Raw genomic sequence first — 15,333 nt, 5'->3', positions numbered from 1 at the left:
TCGCGTTATTCTCCCCGGCATCGGCGCCTCCCGGCGCCCTGGACGAGAAGGAGGAAGGACGAGGCCATGAGCGAAGACGAGTTCTACCAAAGAGCCGAGGCGGTCAAGCTCGATACGCTTTCAGACGTCAACGACATCGGCAAGCCGTGGCGATACGAGGAGGACGGCCTGACCGTCACCCGTACGAGTCCGTGGTCCCCACCCGGATGTCATCCGGTGGGATGCGGCCTCAAACTGTACGTGGACGACGGGGGCAGGCTCGTGCGGGTCGAGGGCGACGAGAACAATCCGGTGACCCAAGGTCGCCTGTGCCCTCGGTGCCTTGCGCTCAAAGACTACATCTACAACCCGGCACGCCTTCTGCATCCCATGAAGCGCGATCCGAAGGAGCGCGGCAACGCCGATGCTTGGGAGCGGATTACCTGGGACGAGGCGTTCGACATCATCAAGGATGAGTACGACCGCATCACCGCCGCCTATGGGCGCGAGTCCATCGTGGTGTTCGCCGGCACCGGACGCGAGGGCGGCACGTTCGCGCCGTACGGCACCATGTGCTTCGGTACGCCGAACTTCTGCTACACGCAGTCGGGTTACGCCTGCTACACCCCGCGTTTGGCGGCCATCGCCTACATCGCGGGTACGACGTACCCCGAATGGGACTACGCGGGCGCATTGCCGGGCCGGTGGGAGGACGAGCGCTACGAGCTCACCGAATGCCTGGTGGTATGGGGCAAGGCTCCGCTCGAGTCGAACCCAGACGGCTTCTTCGGCCATGCCGTCATCGATGCCATGCGCCGCGGCACGCGCCTCATCGTCATCGACCCGCGGGTGAACTGGCTTGCCACGCGCGCCGACATCCACCTGCAGCTGCGCGCCGGAACGGACACGGCCTTAGGGATGGCATGGCTGAACGTCATCATCAACGAGGACCTCTACGACCATGACTTCGTGGAGTACTGGTGCTACGGCTTCGACCAGCTGGCCGAGCGCGTGCAGGAGATGCCGCCGGAGAAGGCTGCCGAGATCTGCGGCGTGCCCGTCGAGGACATCTGCGCCGCGGCGCGCATGTACGCCCAGGCCAAGCCTGCCGCCATCCAGTGGGGCCTGGCTGCCGACCAGAAGACCGACGGCATGCAGAACGGTCAGGTGACGGTGGACCTCATGGCCATCACGGGCAATCTGGACGTTCCCGGCGGGCAGATCCTGCCGGGTGCGGGAGCGGGGCACAACGAATCGGGCTTCGGTTTCGAGAAGGGGGTGGGCGACGAGCTGCAGAAGAAGATGATCGGCCTGGAGCAGTATCCCGCCTACTGCATGATTATCCTCAACGCCCATGCCGACCTCATGCTGCATGCATTGGAGACGGGCGACCCCTATCCCATCAAGATGGGATTCTATGCCGGGAACAACCTCATGAGCTGCACGTCCATGGAGCCGCAGCGCTGGCATGACGCAATCGTGAAGTCTCTGGAGTTCTGCATCGGCTTCGACACGTTCATGAACCCATCCATCGAGGCGTCCTGCGATATCTTCCTGCCGTTGTCCACCGTGGCGGAGCGCGAGGGAACCGTGTTCACGCATTACGCGCCCTGCACGGTCACGGCCGGTTTCATGCACAAGGCCATCGAGGTGGGCGAGACCATGACCGACTTCGAGCTGTGCTATGAGCTGGGACGGCGTCTGCGCCCGGAGGTGTGGGAAGACTTCGCGAGTGCGAAGGAGTTCATGGAGGCGCTGCGCCTGGGCAAGAAGGAGGGCGGCGCGTACTTCGACAAGGTTTCGCAGAACGTGGTCTGCCAGATCCCCGTCGAGTACTACAAGTACGAGCGCGGCCAGATGCGCCAAGACGGCCAGCCCGGCTTCGCCACTCCCACCGGGCGCGTGGAGCTGTGGTCGACGGCGTTCAACCAGTTCGGGGACGATCCGCTGCCGTACTATCTGGAGCCGGAGTTCGGCCCCGCCGACCCGGAGCTCATGAAGGAGTACCCGTTCATCCTCACCACGGGCGCGCGCACGACCGCGTTCTTCCATTCAGAGCACCGCCAGATAGCCTACCTGCGCGAGCTGAACCCCGACCCCATCGTGGAGATTAACCCGCAGGTCGCCCTGGACCTGGGCATAGCCGATGGGCAGTGGGTGCGCTTGCGAAGCCCCTTCGGCGAATGCGTGGAGAAGGCGCGGGTCACGGAGACCGTCGACGAGAAGACCGTCCACGCGCAGCACGCGTGGTGGTTCCCCGAGGAGGACGGCAGCGAGCCGAACCTCTACGGCAACTTCCGCTCGAATATCAACAACCTGCTTCCCAACGACCACTACGGCAAGCTCGGCTTCGGGGCGCCGAACAAGTGCCTCGTCTGCGGCATCGATCCCCTTGTCGAGAACTACGACACCGACATGAACCTCATCTGGGAAAAATTCGGAAAGCTGGTGTGACTTATGGCCGCATATGGACTTCTGATCGATTACGAGTACTGCACGAACTGCGGATCCTGCCAGGTGACGTGCAAGGAGGAGCACGGCTACCCGGTGGGGAAGACGGGTATCAAGGTGCTTTCCGACGGACCCTGGAAGATTGACGGGAAGCGGTGGAACTGGAACCACTTCCCGGTGCTCACCGACCTGTGCGACCTTTGCGCCGAGCGCACGGGGCGGGGACGCGAGCCTTCGTGCGTGCACCATTGCCTGGCGAACGTCATCTCGTACGGCACGGTCGAGGAGCTCTCCAAGAAGCTCGATCGCAAGCCGAAGCAGTTCCTCATGGTGCCCCAGTACAACCCCCTCGAGGCGAAAGGCGCTTTCGTGCCCTCCCGCAAGAGCGCGCACCGGGCGGCCCATATCGAGGTCCAGGGGACCGGGAAGGCCTCCTATGCCGTACATCGCCACGACACCAAGGTCGGCGAGATCGACGAGACCGCGGTGCTCGAGGGGGAGCAGCCGACCTCGGCTTGCGAATGAGAGCGGGGGAGGCAATGGATCGCGCGAACAAGGCGGGGAGAACCGCTTACCTCAGGTACAAGGGAGGTGTGCTCGGCGAGGAGCCGCTCGACGACCGTTCCACAGGCGATCCTTTGGCCGTCGTGATCGGGACCATGCAGCTTCCGCGGGGAGTGGAGGAGGCTGTGGTGGGCATGGAGGTGGGCGAGGCGCGGTCCATCGAGGTGCCGCCCGAGCTCGGCTACGGCGCGTACCAGGACAAGCTCGCGTCGTGGCACCTCAAAGGCATGGTGGAGCACGGCTACGACCTCAAAGCGGGGGACGTGGTCTTCTGGACCAACCCCGACGACGGAAGACGCATGCCCGCTTGGGTGACGGAGGAAACCGCCGACATGGTGAAGCTCGATTTCAACCATCCCTTCGCCGGCAAGACGCTCGCGTACTGGGTCGAGCTGGTTGACCTGAGGTAGGGCGAGGGCGTTGTGCTATCCGTGCACGCGATGCGGCAGGTGCGGCAAGTACCGCGAAGGCAGCCCCTTCTACGTTTCCCCCGCCACGATACCGTGCCTTGCGTGCGGCGGCACGGTCGACCCCGTGTCGGGGCGCTGCCCGGCATGCGGTGCGCTTGCGTTCGCACCGAGCGGGACCCGACGAGCCGCGGGCGAAAGCCGCGGCGACGTTGAGTGCGGGCAGGAGCCGCACCTGCCTTAACGAAGAGACGAAGAGGCTTATTTATCCGTGTTTCCCGAGGTCGGGCATCGTCAAGTTCAGGGTACGGGCCAAAACACCGAGAACGCCACGATGACAGGCGATTTCCGGCTACGTATCCTTCGCGCCATTGGCGGCATCGGCCCGGGATGATAAAGGAGGAGAGTCCATGATTGACTACGAGGAGTTCTTGGACGGCATCGATCGCAAGGCGTACCACGAAGGGGAGGTGGAGTGGGAGGAGGACGGCTGCACCGTCACGCGCACCTACAACTACAGCGCTCCCGGCTGCCACGACTCCTGCGGTGTCCTGCTGTATACCAAGGACGGCAAGCTGGAGAAGGTGGAGGGTGATCCGCTCGACCCGTATGCGAACGGGAAGCTGTGCATGCGCTGCCTGGACCTGGACGAGATGGTGAACCATCCCCAACGTCTGAAGTACCCCATGAGACGCGCGGGCGAGCGCGGAGAGAACAAGTGGGAGCGCATCTCGTGGGACGAGGCGCTCGACATGATCGATACCTACATCAAAGAGGAGATCGACGGCAAGGGCCTGGGCCGCGAATCCATTCTGGTGGGCCATGGCACGGGTCGCAACATCAACTGGCAGGTCCCGTTCATAGCCGGGGCGTGCTTCCGGACTGCGAACGTGGGCGGTATCTACTTTTCGGGATGGTGGTGCTACATGCCCCGCGTGTGCGGTGCCGCCGGCCCCTTGGGAGACTATCCTATCGTCGACGCGTCGGAGACGTTGCCCGAGCGCTACGCCCATAGCGAGTGGGTGCGCCCTGATGTGCTGGTGGTCTGGGGCAACGAGCCTTTGAAATCGAACGGTGACGGCTACCTGGGCCATTGGCTGAACGTGTGCGTGCAGATGGGCACCAAGGTAGTCTCCATCGATCCCGTTCTCACCTGGTGGGGGGCGCGTGCCGAGCACTGGCTGAGGCCGCGACCCGGCACGGACTGCTGTATCGCGCTCGCGTGGCTCAACGTGATCATGGGCGAGGATCTGATCGATCATGAGTTCGTCGACAACTGGTGCGCCTACTACGACGAGCTCAAGGAGCATGTGCAGCAGTTCTCGCCCGCCTGGGCGGCATCGATTACCGGCGTTCCCGAGGACGAGATCGTCGCAGCGGCGCGCCTCTACGCGAGCGCCGACCGCGGGGCCATACAATGGGGCCTCGTATTCGATGCCGGCACGAGGTCGTCCATGCATTGGGTGGAGGCCGTGTGCGATCTCATGGCCATCTGCGGCAACATCGAGAAGCCCGGCACGCACGTGCTCGTGCACAACTCGTTCGACATCAACGCCGGCTACTCTTCGGTGGACCTCTACGCCGACCCGCAGGCCCTCGAACGCAAGTTCCGCAAGTGGATGGTTGGCGACCAAGGGCTCGATTTCGTGGGCATGTCGAACTGCGATGCGATGGCCTCGGTGCTCGAGGCGGGCGAGGTCCCCGCAACGGGCGAGCCGTACCCCATCAAGATGCTGTGGGCGCAGAGCTGCAATGCGTTCGCTGGCCACGAGGGGCAGGTGCCGCGTGCCTACAAGTACATGAAGGAGATACCCTTCATCGTGTATGCCGACCCGTTCGTCACGCCGACGATGGTCGCCATCGCCGACCTTGTCCTGCCGGTATCCATGTCGGTGGAGCGCGATTCGGCTCGTACCTGGTGGACGCCGTTGCGCGCCATGAAGAAGGTCACGAGTTTCTACGAGGCGAAATCCGACGAGGAGATAGCGCTTTGGCTGGGCCGCCGTCTGAACCCCGACCTGTTCGTGCGCTGGGAGTCTGCCGAGGACCTCATCAACGACTACCTGCTGACCGACCTCGCGGTCGTGGGGCCCGACGGCAAAGTGCAGAAGGCGAACTTCTCGGCCGCCACGGACGACAACTGGGGCCACACCTCCGTGACCGAGGACGGGGGCCCGTCCGTCACCACGAAGTGTCCTTACACCTTCGACCAGCTGGTCGAAGCGGGCGGCCATGCCTACGACGAATGGAACGCAACCTATTTCAAGCACGAGAAGGGAATGCTGCGCCCCGACGGCCAGGTCGGGTTCAACACGCCCTCCGGCCGCATCGAGCTGGTGCCGACCATCTTCCAATCGTGGGGGATACCGCCGTACCCGGTGTACACGCCTGCTCCCGAGACCTGGGAGACCACCCCGGAGATCATGGAGAAGTTCCCGTTCTATCTGATAAACGGCGCTCGCTCCTACGAGTTCTTCCATACGGAGCACCGCCAGGCGCCCACGATGCGCGAGTTCCACCCCGAGCCGCGCGTGAAGGTGTCGCCCGGAACGGCCGCCGAATACGGCCTGCAGGACGGCGATTGGATCTGGATGGAGAACGACGAGGGGCGCTGCAAGCAGATGGTCGAGGTGTTCGCCGGCATTCCCGACGACTGCCTATCGGCCGAGCACGGTTGGTGGAAGCCCGAGGAGGAGGGGGCCGTGCCGCACCTGCACGGGTGCTTCGACTACAACGTGAACAACCTCACGCGCAACTTCCAATCCGGTCCCGGCGGCATCGGGTCGCCCATCAAGTGCACGCGCTGCCGTATCTACAAGGTAAAGGACGGCGACGTCATGCCCGGAGAGCAGATCACGCAACTCGGTGGCTGGCGCGACGACTACCAGCCCATGCAAGCATAAGGAGGAGGCTATCATGACCAAGGCGATTCTGATCAACTACGAGTACTGCACCGGCTGCCATTCGTGCGAGGTGGCTTGCAAGAAGGAGCTCGGGCTGCCCAAGGGCGAGTTCGGCATCAAGCTCACCGAGACCGGGCCCTACGCCTACGAGGGCAAGGAAGGACCCGAGCGTTGGGAGTGGACCTGGCTCCCCGTTCTCACCAAGGCTTGCGATATGTGCGCTTCTCGCACGGAAGCCGGGAAGATGCCCATGTGCGTGCAGCACTGCCAGGCATGGTGCATGTACTACGGCGAGGCCGAGGATCTGGTGAAGAAGATGGGCGGCGAGACCCGCTGGGCGCTCTACACGAAGTAGCAGGCCGAGCCCGGCCGGTTCCCCGTCTTGGGGCAGGAGGTGCCGTGCCGGGCCTACCGAAACAGGGGAATGTCAAGCTTTAAGGAGGATATCGTTATGTCTACCGATATAGATGCGCGCAGCAAGAAAAGGGCCATGCTCGTGTTCGTGGGCTGCTGCGTCATGCAGGCGTGCGGCTTGGGGACCGTGCTCAACTCGTCATCAGCGTTCTTTGCCATCGTCCCCGCTGCCGTAGGCGTGGATATGGGCGTGTTCGCCATGTGGATCACCTGCTACGGCATAGCCGCGCTGTTCGGCACGTTCTTCGCGGGGATACTCATCCCCAAGTTCGGGGCGAGGATAGTCATCTCCCTCGACGTCGTCGTCACCGCCCTGTGCGTCGTCGCGTTCACGTTCGCCGACGCAAGCTGGACATGGCAGTTCATGGCCATAGGCGCGGTTATGGGCTTGACGGGCGGCATGTACTTCCTGTACGCCACGCCGCTGCTCATGGGGGCCTGGTTCGGCAAGAAGGTGCTCGGGCGCTACCTGGGCATCGCGCAGCTGATGTCCGGCGTCGGAGGCGCCCTCTTCCCGTTGGTGTTCACGTCGCTGTCCACGGTCATGGGGTGGCAGAGCGCCTATTACCTGAACGCCATCCTGCTGCTGTGCATCCTCTTCTTCTCGCTCACGGTGTTCTGCGAGGATCCGGCGAAGATTGGGCTCCATGCGTTCGGTGCCGAAGAAGACGAGATGGGCGAGTCCAAGAGCCTGCCGGGCGTGCCCTTGAAGTTCGCGCTGCCGACGCTCGCCTTCGTCCTGCTGTTCCTAGGTTGCATGCTGTCGGCCTTCCCGGGCAGCTTCAACTCCTTCGTGCAGGCCAACGCCGTGGAGGTGCTCGGCCCCGAGGCGCTCATCTTCTCATCGACGCTCATGATCGCGTTGCAGGTCGGCTATATCATCGCCTCGCTCGTCGGCGGCATCCTGGTCGACAAGATCGGCGTGCGCTGGCTCACGGTCATTCTTTACGCCATCCTGATCGTCTGCTATGTGAGCTTCTCCATGGCCTCTACCGAGCTCGCCCTCATGGTCACGGCATTCTTCTTCGGCATGAACAACGCCATCGTCACCATCTCGGTGCCGATGCTGGCACGCGAGCACTTCGGCATGAAGGCCTACGATAAGATCTTGTCCTACTGCATGATGGGCGTGGGGCTGTGCGGGTCCATGGGCGCCCCGGTCATCGGCATCATCTTCGACATGACGAAAACCTATAGCGGCTCGTTCCTGGTCGGAGCGGTAATCGCAGTCGTTGCCATTGCCATCATCCTGTTGTCGTTCGTCCCTGCCAAGAAGGTCAGGGAGGCGCACTGGGAGGCGTGACGGACAATCGATTCAGCAGCCTTTCCGCCTAGCTAGGCGGAAAGGCTGCCTTCTAGGAGGTGTTTTCCGTGTCGGAGAAATCGCAGGGCGTCCATTATGCATGGTGGGTGATGATCGGGTGCTTCTTTCTTCAGGCCGGGGCTTTGGGGGCCATCATGAACGCGGGCGGGATTTTCATCGTGCCCGTCTGCAACGAGCTGGGGTTCGATCGCGGTGCGCTTGCGCTGTACCTCACGTTCTACTTCATTGCCACGACGGCCACGTATCCGCTGGTTGCGAAATACCTTCCGAAATGGGATTTTCGCGTGTTCCTGACAACGTGCTTTCTGGTGCTGGCGGCCACCGAGGCTGCGATGGGTCTTATGAACGAGCTTTGGCAGTGGTATGCGGCAGGCGTCGTCCTCGGCGTCGCGGGCGCCCTCGTGTTCGTTGTGGCCTCGACGGTTCTCATCGAGAACTGGTTCGTGGCCAAGCGCGGTACCGCGCTCGGCATCGCCATGTGCGGGTCGGGCATCGGCGGGTTCTTCTTCCCGATATTCGGCAATTTCCTGATAGAGACCGTAGGCTGGCGCATGGCCTACCCCAGCATCGCGTTGGCCATGTGCGTCATCGTCCTCCCGTTCACGTTGTTCGTATTCCGCCTCCATCCCTCCGATATGGGCCTGCGGCCTTACGGCGCGGAACAGGGCGAGGCGATGGCCGAGACCCGGGCATCGGAGAAGGGCATGCCCGCCCGTAAGGCGATCGTCACGCTGGCCTTCGTCTGCGTGTTCCTGTATGCAGGCATCGAGGCTCTGTTCAGCGGATACAACAATCACCTGCCGGGATTCGCCGAGTCCATCGGGTACTCGGCTGCGTTCGGTGCCGGCATACTGTCGATGGCCCAGCTCGGCTACAGCGTGGCCACGCTGGTCATGGGGTGGGTTACCGACAAGATAGGCGTTGCCGCATCCACGTACATCACCTTGGGGGTGACGGCTGCCTCGTTGCTCGGCTTCTCGTTCTTGCAGGCCGAGGTGCCGCTCATGGCATGCGCTTTCGTGTTCGGCATGAACTCGGTCATCATCACCATCTCGGTTCCGACGCTCATATCGGAGTTGTTCGGGAAAAAGTACTTCGCGCAGATACTGTCGTACTCGCGCATGTCGGGGATCATCGGCTGCTTCGGAGCTGCCGCAGTGGGGGCCTGCTTCGATCTCACAGGCAGCTACATCGGCTCGTTCTTCGCGGGGATTGCCATTCTGGCCGCTTGCGCGGTGCTGGTGGGCATAGCCCTCACCCAAAAGAAGAAGCTGCGGGCGCAGTGGGAGTAACGGGCGCGCCTCAAAGCTTCGATTGCGATGCGGCTACAAGGAAAGGAGAGAACATTGGCTGATTACCAGGAATTTCTTGATGGTGTTGATCGCGCTGCCTATCATGAGGGGGAATGGCGCTGGGAGGAGGACGGCTACACCGTCACGCGCACGTACCACTACTCGCCTCCGGGCTGCCATACCTCGTGCGGGATCCTGCTTTACGAAAAAGATGGCAAGGTAAGGCGCGTGGAGGGCGATCCGCTGGATCCGTGCACGAACGGCAAGCTCTGCATCAAATGCCTGACGCTCGACGAGTCCCTGAACCATCCCGACCGCCTGAAGTACCCCATGAGGCGCGCCGGAGAGCGCGGCGAGAACAAGTGGGAGCGCATCTCGTGGGACGAGGCATACGACGAGATCGAGGAACGGGTGAGGGGCATTTGGGAGACGGACGGCGGCAACGCCATCATCTGCGTGCACGGAACCGGGCGCAACATCAACTGGCAAGTGCCGTTCTTCGGCCAAGCAGGCCTGAAGACGCCCAACATCTCGACCTTCGGCTTTACCGGCTTTTCCTGCTACATGCCGCGCATCTGCGGCAGCATCGCGCCTTTCGGCGACTTCCCCATCGTGGACGCGTCCGAGACGCATGCGGACCGCTACGGCAACGCCGAGTGGGTACCGCCGGAGGTGCTGGTGGTGTGGGGCAACGAGCCGCTTGCGTCGAACGCTGACGGCTACGTGGGCCACTGGCTGGTGCAGTGCGTGCAGATGGGGACGAAGATCATCTCCATCGACCCGAGGCTGACGTGGTGGGGCGTGCGCGCCGAGCATTGGCTGCAGATACGACCTGGAACCGATGCCGCTCTTGCCTGCGCTTGGCTGAACGTCATCATCGGGGAGGAGCTGTACGACAAGGAGCATGTCGAAGCCTGGTGCTCCGGCTTCGACGAGCTTGTCGAGTCGGTGCGCGAGACGACGCCCGAATGGGCGGCGGCGATTTGCGATTTGAATCCCGACGACATCCGTGATTCGGCGCGTTTGTACGCGCGGGCCGAGCCGGGTGCCATCCAGTGGGGCCTCGCGTTCGACCAGCAAGTTTCGGCAATGGCCTTGTGCCTTGCAGGCTGCGACCTCATGGCCTTGTGCGGCAACGTGGACGTTCCGGGCGGCAACATCCTCGTGCACAACGCGTTCGAGATCAACGCCGGTTACGCGTCGGGCGAGCACCTCACGCCGCCCGAATGGCGCGCCAAGAAGCTCAACAACAACTTCGCCCTGTCCATCGAAGGCGGCGACTTCGTGGCACATGCGAGCTCGGACGGGCTGCTCCAGGCCATCGAGGACGGGTTCCCGTATCCCATCAAGATGATGTGGATACAGTCGTCCAACACGCTGTCGTGTCCGAGCCAGGATGCTCCTCGTGTCATGAAAGCCATGCAGAACATACCGTTTATCGTGAATGCCGATCCCTACCTTACGCCGACGTCGGTGGCTCTGGCCGACATCGTCTTGCCGGTTGCCATGAGCGCCGAGCGCAATTCGGCGCGTACGTGGTGGTCGCCTTGCCGCGCCATGGTTAAGGTGGTTGATTTTTACGAGGCGAAGTCGGACGAGCAAATTATTCTCGATTTGGGCAAGCGCCTGAACCCCGAGGTGTTCGGCCAGTGGGAGACCGATATCGACTGGCTCAACTGGTATCTGCACGACGGCACCGGCTCCTTCTCCGCTACGACGGAGGCCACCGACCAAGGCGGGGCCAAGAACACGGGCAAGACGCTGTTCACGGCTTCGTGGGAAGAGCTCGTACGCGATCCTTCCATGGTGGGGCACGCTTACGACGAGTTCAACGCGACGTACCACAAGGCCGAGAAGGGCATGTTCCGCGAAGACGGCTCGGTGGGCTACGGGACGCCGTCGGGTCGCTTGGAGCTCGCACCCCTTCTGTATCGATACTGGGGCTTGGATACCACGCCGTTCCATACCGAGCCGCCGGAGGGCCCCTTGTCCACGCCAGAGCTCATGGATGAGTACCCGCTGATCTTGACCTGCGGTGGCAGGTCGTTCGAGTTCTTCCATAGCGAGCATCGGCAGTTGCCCACCATGCGCGAGCTGCATCCCCAGCCGCGGGTGCTCATCAACCCGGCCACGGCCGAAAGGTACGGCATCCAGGACGGCCAGTGGGCGTGGATAGAGAACGACCATGGCCGCTTCAAACAGCAGGCGAAGGTCTCGCCGGTGGTCAACGAGAAAACCGTTCATGCCGAGCACGGCTGGTGGTTCCCCGAGTCCGATCCGTCCGCTCCCTATCTGTTCGGCACGTTCGAGTCCAATCCGAACAACTGCACGCGGGCGTTCGTGACCGGCCAGGGAGGCGTGGGGTCGCCTATCAAGGGAATGATCTGCAAGGTCTATCCGGTGAGGGAGGGCGATACGATGCCCTATGAGCAGATCGCCGCGACGGGAAACTTTCCTTGGTACCGAAAGGTCGAGTCGCCGCGACAAGGGGAGATCGAGCGTTTCCGCAGGGCGCGGGAGGCGGGCATGGACTACGACGTCATGGCCAACCAGCTGGTTGACCCCGCAACGGGCGAGCGCACCGACTTGAAAACCGGCGAGCCGGTCGAGGCGTAAAGCCGGCAGATGCGAACGCGGGCAATCTTACTAGGAGGCAGACGGCTCTCAAACGGCTGTCTGCCTTCCTTTGCCAGGGCTCCCTGCCAGCCGCAGCCGGCCTGGGCATTGCCGATCTCATACGCAGCGGCATACCCCTTCTGGTATGAGTTGCGGCCTTCATACTCGCCTTGGGTCGGCGGCCTTGCTACTATGAATGGCGGTACATCGCAGCGGAGCGCGCCCCGGCGGCGCGGCTTCGCGGCCGGTCAGGCAAAGAAGGCGAAAGGGGAGCCATCACCATGAGAATGCCACTGGACGAGTTCGTCAAGACCGACGGCAACCGCGAGGCGTTCGAGCGCATCGCGAACATCACCCAGCCGCACGACAAGCCCGAGAAGATATTCCTCGTGGGCCCGAAGGAGTCCGGCAAGACGACGCTCGTGCGCGGGCGCCAGCTGGACAAGGACCTGCTGTCCACGAAGAAGGTGCTCTACCGCCCCTGCTCGGAGCTGCCCGAGGCCATGCGCGCCGAGGTCTACGACGGCTACTTCGAGGATCTGGGCACCTACGAGGTGCTGTTCCTGGACGACTTCGAGGGCTTCTTCGACGATCCCGAGATGGGGCCTATGATGTGCAAGCTGCTGCTGGGCGAGCGCCTGAAGCGGCGCCTGGACACCGTCATCACCTCCACCAAGCCGCTGTCCGAGTACGACCTGTCTGATTTCGGCGGCATGCTGGGCGACTTCGAGGAAGTGACCATGGAGGCCCTCGACGACGCCGGCCTCGAGGAGTACGTGCGCGGCCTCGTGGAGGACTACACCGAGGAGGGGAAGAGCCCCGTGCTCTCCCCGGAGGCCATCGCCTACATCGCGCACGACCTGGGCCAGACGCCCACGATGATCCGCAAGGCCACGCACTTCCTCATGACGCAGTACGAGGGCGAGCCAGGCGCCGAGCTCTCCAGCGCCTTCGTGGAGCAGGCGCTGGCGTAGCGCCGACCGCCGCCCGCGCGCACGCAACGGGGCCCGCCGCGAAAGCAGCGGGCCCCGTTGCGTGGAAGGGCCGGTGGAGGGCCGTTTGGCCCTTGCGTACGAGATGCCGCTCGGCCCTCGGAGTGCGGGCTACCGCCCTTGTGCATCGTCAGGCGGTCGGATCGCCCGCCGCCGGCACAACGTCGATGAGCTTGACCCAGTAGACGAGGTCCTTCCCGGCGAGGGGATGATTGAAGTCGAGCGTCGCCACTTGGTTCTCTACACTCACGACGGTGGCGGGCACCGGCTCGGCGCTGCGCGGCGTCTTCCAGGCGATCATCTGCCCCACGGGCAGGTTCTCCCCGTTCGGAATACGGTAGGTGGGCACGCGCTGCAGCGCCGATTCGTCGTAGGCGCCGTACGCCTCGGCGGGGGAGAGCTCCAAGATGCGCTCCTCGCCCGGCTCCATGGCGGAAAGCGTCTCCTCGAGCGCCTTCATGACCTGCCTGCGCCCGAGCACGATCTCGTGCGGCACGCCCTTGCAGTCGTCGAACGTCCTCCCGTCGGGGAAGCTCCCCCGGTACAGGAATCGGACGCGTTGCCCTTTGCTCGGCATGGTGAAGCCTCCTTGTTCCGGACACGTGGCCCTTCTCGACTCGCGGCCATCCGCTGCCCTGCGTCTAATGCCAGCGCTGCGACGTGAGGAAGAATCCCTCGACGGGCCTGATCTCGCTGTCGTCGTCCACGAGCGCCGCTGCGCCCTCTTCCGCATTCCCGCAGATCTCGCTGACGGGAGCCTTCGCCTCCTTGTTCTTTTCGGCCGTCTCGTCTTGAACGGGCTTCTTCTCGTCTGCCATGTTTTCTCCTCCTTGTCGCGGGGGTTGCACGGGGAAGCCGGGCGGCCGTCCCGAACGACAACGGTTGGTATCCCGGTTCCGCTTGGATCAGATGGTAAACGTAAGCGCACGGCATGCCTATCGTATGTGAAGTATGAGACGACCAGCCGATATCGGACTTCCCTTTCGATAGCGGGCGGCCGAGCGATCGCCTATCGTGTTCTCGAACCATCGAGAGAGGAGTCTGCGCGGACAGGGAAGCAGGCCGTCGGGAGAAGAAGGGCGCCTATCGAAGTCCCGTTCGGGTTGGGACGGTGCTGCTGGCTGCCGGCGTCGCGGTTGCCATGATCCAATACAAGGTTCCCACCATCCTAAGCTCTCTCATGGCGCTTTTCGCCATGGATGCCGAGGCGGCTTCCTGGCTCATGTCGATATTCACGCTGGCGAGCGTGTTCGCGGTATTGCCGTCCGGGTTGCTGGCGCAGCGGTTCGGCGCGAAGAACATGATGGTTGCGGCGTTGGGCATCGCCGTGACCGGATCGTGTATCGGGCTGGCTGCGGGCTCGAGCGCGGCGCTCGTCGCCTCGCGTGCGGTGGAAGGGGTCGCCCTGACGATTCTGACCACGTGCGGGCCCTTGGTAGTCAGGGCGTGCGTGGATTCGGACAAGGTGGGCACGGCCATGGGCATCTGGGGCGTTTGGGGTTGCGTGGGCTCCACGGCGGCGGCCGTGGTGACGCCTACCGTGTTCGAGGCGATGGGGTTCGCGGGAGTGTGGACGGTGTTCGCCGTCGGCGCCGTCCTGGCCGCCGTGCTCGTTCTGGCGGCCATCAGGATGCCGCGCGCCCGGACGGCGGCCGAGGAGGCGAAGGCTGCAAAAAGCGGTGCCGCGTCCGGACGATCCCGCGGTTGCGCCGCGTGGGGGCTTTGGCGGATGCTGCTGACGCGCGACATCCTGCTTTTTCTCGGAGGCTTCGCGATGTTCAACGTCTGCCTCCTGGCCGTGCTCTCCTTCGTTCCGACGATCCTGCAGATGCAGGGTGTCGACCCTACCTGGTCGGGGCTCGTCAGCACGGCTCCCATGCTGCTATCGGTGGCGTCCTCGCCCTTGTTCGGGGCGATCTCGGATCGCAGGGGACGGCGTAAGGCCCTGCTGGTCGCGGCATCGGCCGTGATGGGGCCGTGCACCTTCCTCCTGTATACCGATACGGGCGCTCTCATGTTGATTGCCGTGGCGGTGATGGGCTTGGTCGGCATGGGCGGCGTGGGGCTGTTCTTATCGGGGTTCGTAGGGCTCGTCCCGCGTCCCGAGCTCGCCTCGGTCGGCATGGGCCTCATGGTCACGGTCCAAGGGGTCGGCCAGTTCCTGGGAACGTTCCTCGTCCAGATGCTCCTCGGCCCGTCCTTGGATCATTGGTTCCTTGCGGGCGGCGTGCTCATGGGGCTCGGGCTTGCGGGCACGATCCTCCTTGCCCTCTGCCGCATGCGCTAGCACCTCGCTTAGGAGGCGGGCAAATCGTTTCATACTTCGCGTACGATGGTTTGACCAGGCGCAGGATAGTAAAGTCGAAGGCGGGGATGAGGCCCGCGTGAGTG

General features: G+C 63.6%; 12 protein-coding genes. 10 read left to right on the top strand and 2 right to left on the bottom strand.

Going from position 1 to position 15,333, the window contains the following annotated elements; all coding sequences use genetic code 11:
- The first annotated feature begins 66 nt into the window (after positions 1–66).
- The 9 genes from C1877_RS07355 to C1877_RS07315 all read left to right on the top strand — a co-directional run bounded on the left by C1877_RS07355 (position 67) and on the right by C1877_RS07315 (position 12,924).
- Positions 67–2,433, top strand: coding sequence for a molybdopterin-dependent oxidoreductase (locus C1877_RS07355; protein WP_015540494.1), 2,367 nt, complete (start codon positions 67–69; stop codon positions 2,431–2,433).
- 3 nt (positions 2,434–2,436) lie between these two features.
- A complete protein-coding gene (locus C1877_RS07350; protein ID WP_096226992.1) occupies positions 2,437–2,955 on the top strand; it encodes a 4Fe-4S dicluster domain-containing protein in 519 nt (172 codons plus the stop codon).
- 14 nt (positions 2,956–2,969) lie between these two features.
- Positions 2,970–3,404, top strand: a complete 435-nt coding sequence (locus C1877_RS07345; protein WP_015540495.1) for an FKBP-type peptidyl-prolyl cis-trans isomerase — start codon at positions 2,970–2,972, stop codon at positions 3,402–3,404.
- Between the two features lie 407 nt (positions 3,405–3,811).
- Positions 3,812–6,304 (top strand): molybdopterin dinucleotide binding domain-containing protein, encoded by a 2,493-nt coding sequence (locus C1877_RS07340; RefSeq protein WP_015540496.1) that lies wholly within the window; start codon positions 3,812–3,814, stop codon positions 6,302–6,304.
- Positions 6,305–6,317: 13 nt separating this feature from the next.
- On the top strand, positions 6,318–6,659 hold the full coding sequence (locus C1877_RS07335) for a 4Fe-4S dicluster domain-containing protein (RefSeq protein ID WP_015540497.1): 342 nt from the start codon (positions 6,318–6,320) through the stop codon (positions 6,657–6,659).
- 96 nt (positions 6,660–6,755) lie between these two features.
- Complete coding sequence (locus C1877_RS07330; protein ID WP_015540498.1) at positions 6,756–8,021, top strand: MFS transporter; 1,266 nt, start codon at positions 6,756–6,758, stop codon at positions 8,019–8,021.
- Positions 8,022–8,089: 68 nt separating this feature from the next.
- The gene (locus C1877_RS07325) at positions 8,090–9,334 is read left to right on the top strand and encodes an MFS transporter (RefSeq protein WP_041239812.1); all 1,245 of its coding nucleotides are present in this window, start codon (positions 8,090–8,092) and stop codon (positions 9,332–9,334) included.
- A 54-nt stretch (positions 9,335–9,388) separates the two neighbouring features.
- Positions 9,389–11,950 (top strand): molybdopterin-dependent oxidoreductase, encoded by a 2,562-nt coding sequence (locus tag C1877_RS07320; RefSeq protein ID WP_114568831.1) that lies wholly within the window; start codon positions 9,389–9,391, stop codon positions 11,948–11,950.
- Between the two features lie 281 nt (positions 11,951–12,231).
- Positions 12,232–12,924 carry a hypothetical protein gene (locus C1877_RS07315; RefSeq protein ID WP_147274529.1) on the top strand — a complete coding sequence of 231 codons (693 nt, stop codon included), beginning with the start codon at positions 12,232–12,234 and terminating at the stop codon, positions 12,922–12,924.
- A 148-nt stretch (positions 12,925–13,072) separates the two neighbouring features.
- Here C1877_RS07315 and C1877_RS07310 read toward each other — a convergent pair whose 3' ends face one another.
- Positions 13,073–13,519, bottom strand: coding sequence for an FKBP-type peptidyl-prolyl cis-trans isomerase (locus tag C1877_RS07310; RefSeq protein WP_015540501.1), 447 nt, complete (start codon positions 13,517–13,519; stop codon positions 13,073–13,075).
- 64 nt (positions 13,520–13,583) lie between these two features.
- Entirely contained in the window at positions 13,584–13,760 is a 177-nt protein-coding gene (locus tag C1877_RS15325; RefSeq protein WP_015540502.1) for a hypothetical protein, read from the bottom strand.
- Between the two features lie 293 nt (positions 13,761–14,053).
- Here C1877_RS15325 and C1877_RS07305 point away from each other — a divergent pair, with 293 nt between their 5' ends.
- Positions 14,054–15,229 carry an MFS transporter gene (locus C1877_RS07305; RefSeq protein WP_114568830.1) on the top strand — a complete coding sequence of 392 codons (1,176 nt, stop codon included), beginning with the start codon at positions 14,054–14,056 and terminating at the stop codon, positions 15,227–15,229.
- Positions 15,230–15,333 lie beyond the last annotated feature (104 nt).

The sequence above is a fragment of the Gordonibacter pamelaeae genome (assembly GCF_003340385.1).
GTDB lineage: Bacteria > Actinomycetota > Coriobacteriia > Coriobacteriales > Eggerthellaceae > Gordonibacter > Gordonibacter pamelaeae.
The sequence above is the reverse complement of the archived record's forward strand: the minus strand, read 5'-3'. Positions and strand labels throughout refer to the sequence as shown.

Coding starts and splice junctions, on each gene's coding strand:
- C1877_RS07350 (WP_096226992.1), top strand. CDS start 2,437: ATGGCCGCATATGGACTTCTGATCGATTACGAGTACTGCACGAACTGC.
- C1877_RS07330 (WP_015540498.1), top strand. CDS start 6,756: ATGTCTACCGATATAGATGCGCGCAGCAAGAAAAGGGCCATGCTCGTG.
- C1877_RS07345 (WP_015540495.1), top strand. CDS start 2,970: ATGGATCGCGCGAACAAGGCGGGGAGAACCGCTTACCTCAGGTACAAG.
- C1877_RS07310 (WP_015540501.1), bottom strand. CDS start 13,519: ATGCCGAGCAAAGGGCAACGCGTCCGATTCCTGTACCGGGGGAGCTTC.
- C1877_RS07355 (WP_015540494.1), top strand. CDS start 67: ATGAGCGAAGACGAGTTCTACCAAAGAGCCGAGGCGGTCAAGCTCGAT.
- C1877_RS07335 (WP_015540497.1), top strand. CDS start 6,318: ATGACCAAGGCGATTCTGATCAACTACGAGTACTGCACCGGCTGCCAT.
- C1877_RS07340 (WP_015540496.1), top strand. CDS start 3,812: ATGATTGACTACGAGGAGTTCTTGGACGGCATCGATCGCAAGGCGTAC.
- C1877_RS15325 (WP_015540502.1), bottom strand. CDS start 13,760: ATGGCAGACGAGAAGAAGCCCGTTCAAGACGAGACGGCCGAAAAGAAC.
- C1877_RS07315 (WP_147274529.1), top strand. CDS start 12,232: ATGAGAATGCCACTGGACGAGTTCGTCAAGACCGACGGCAACCGCGAG.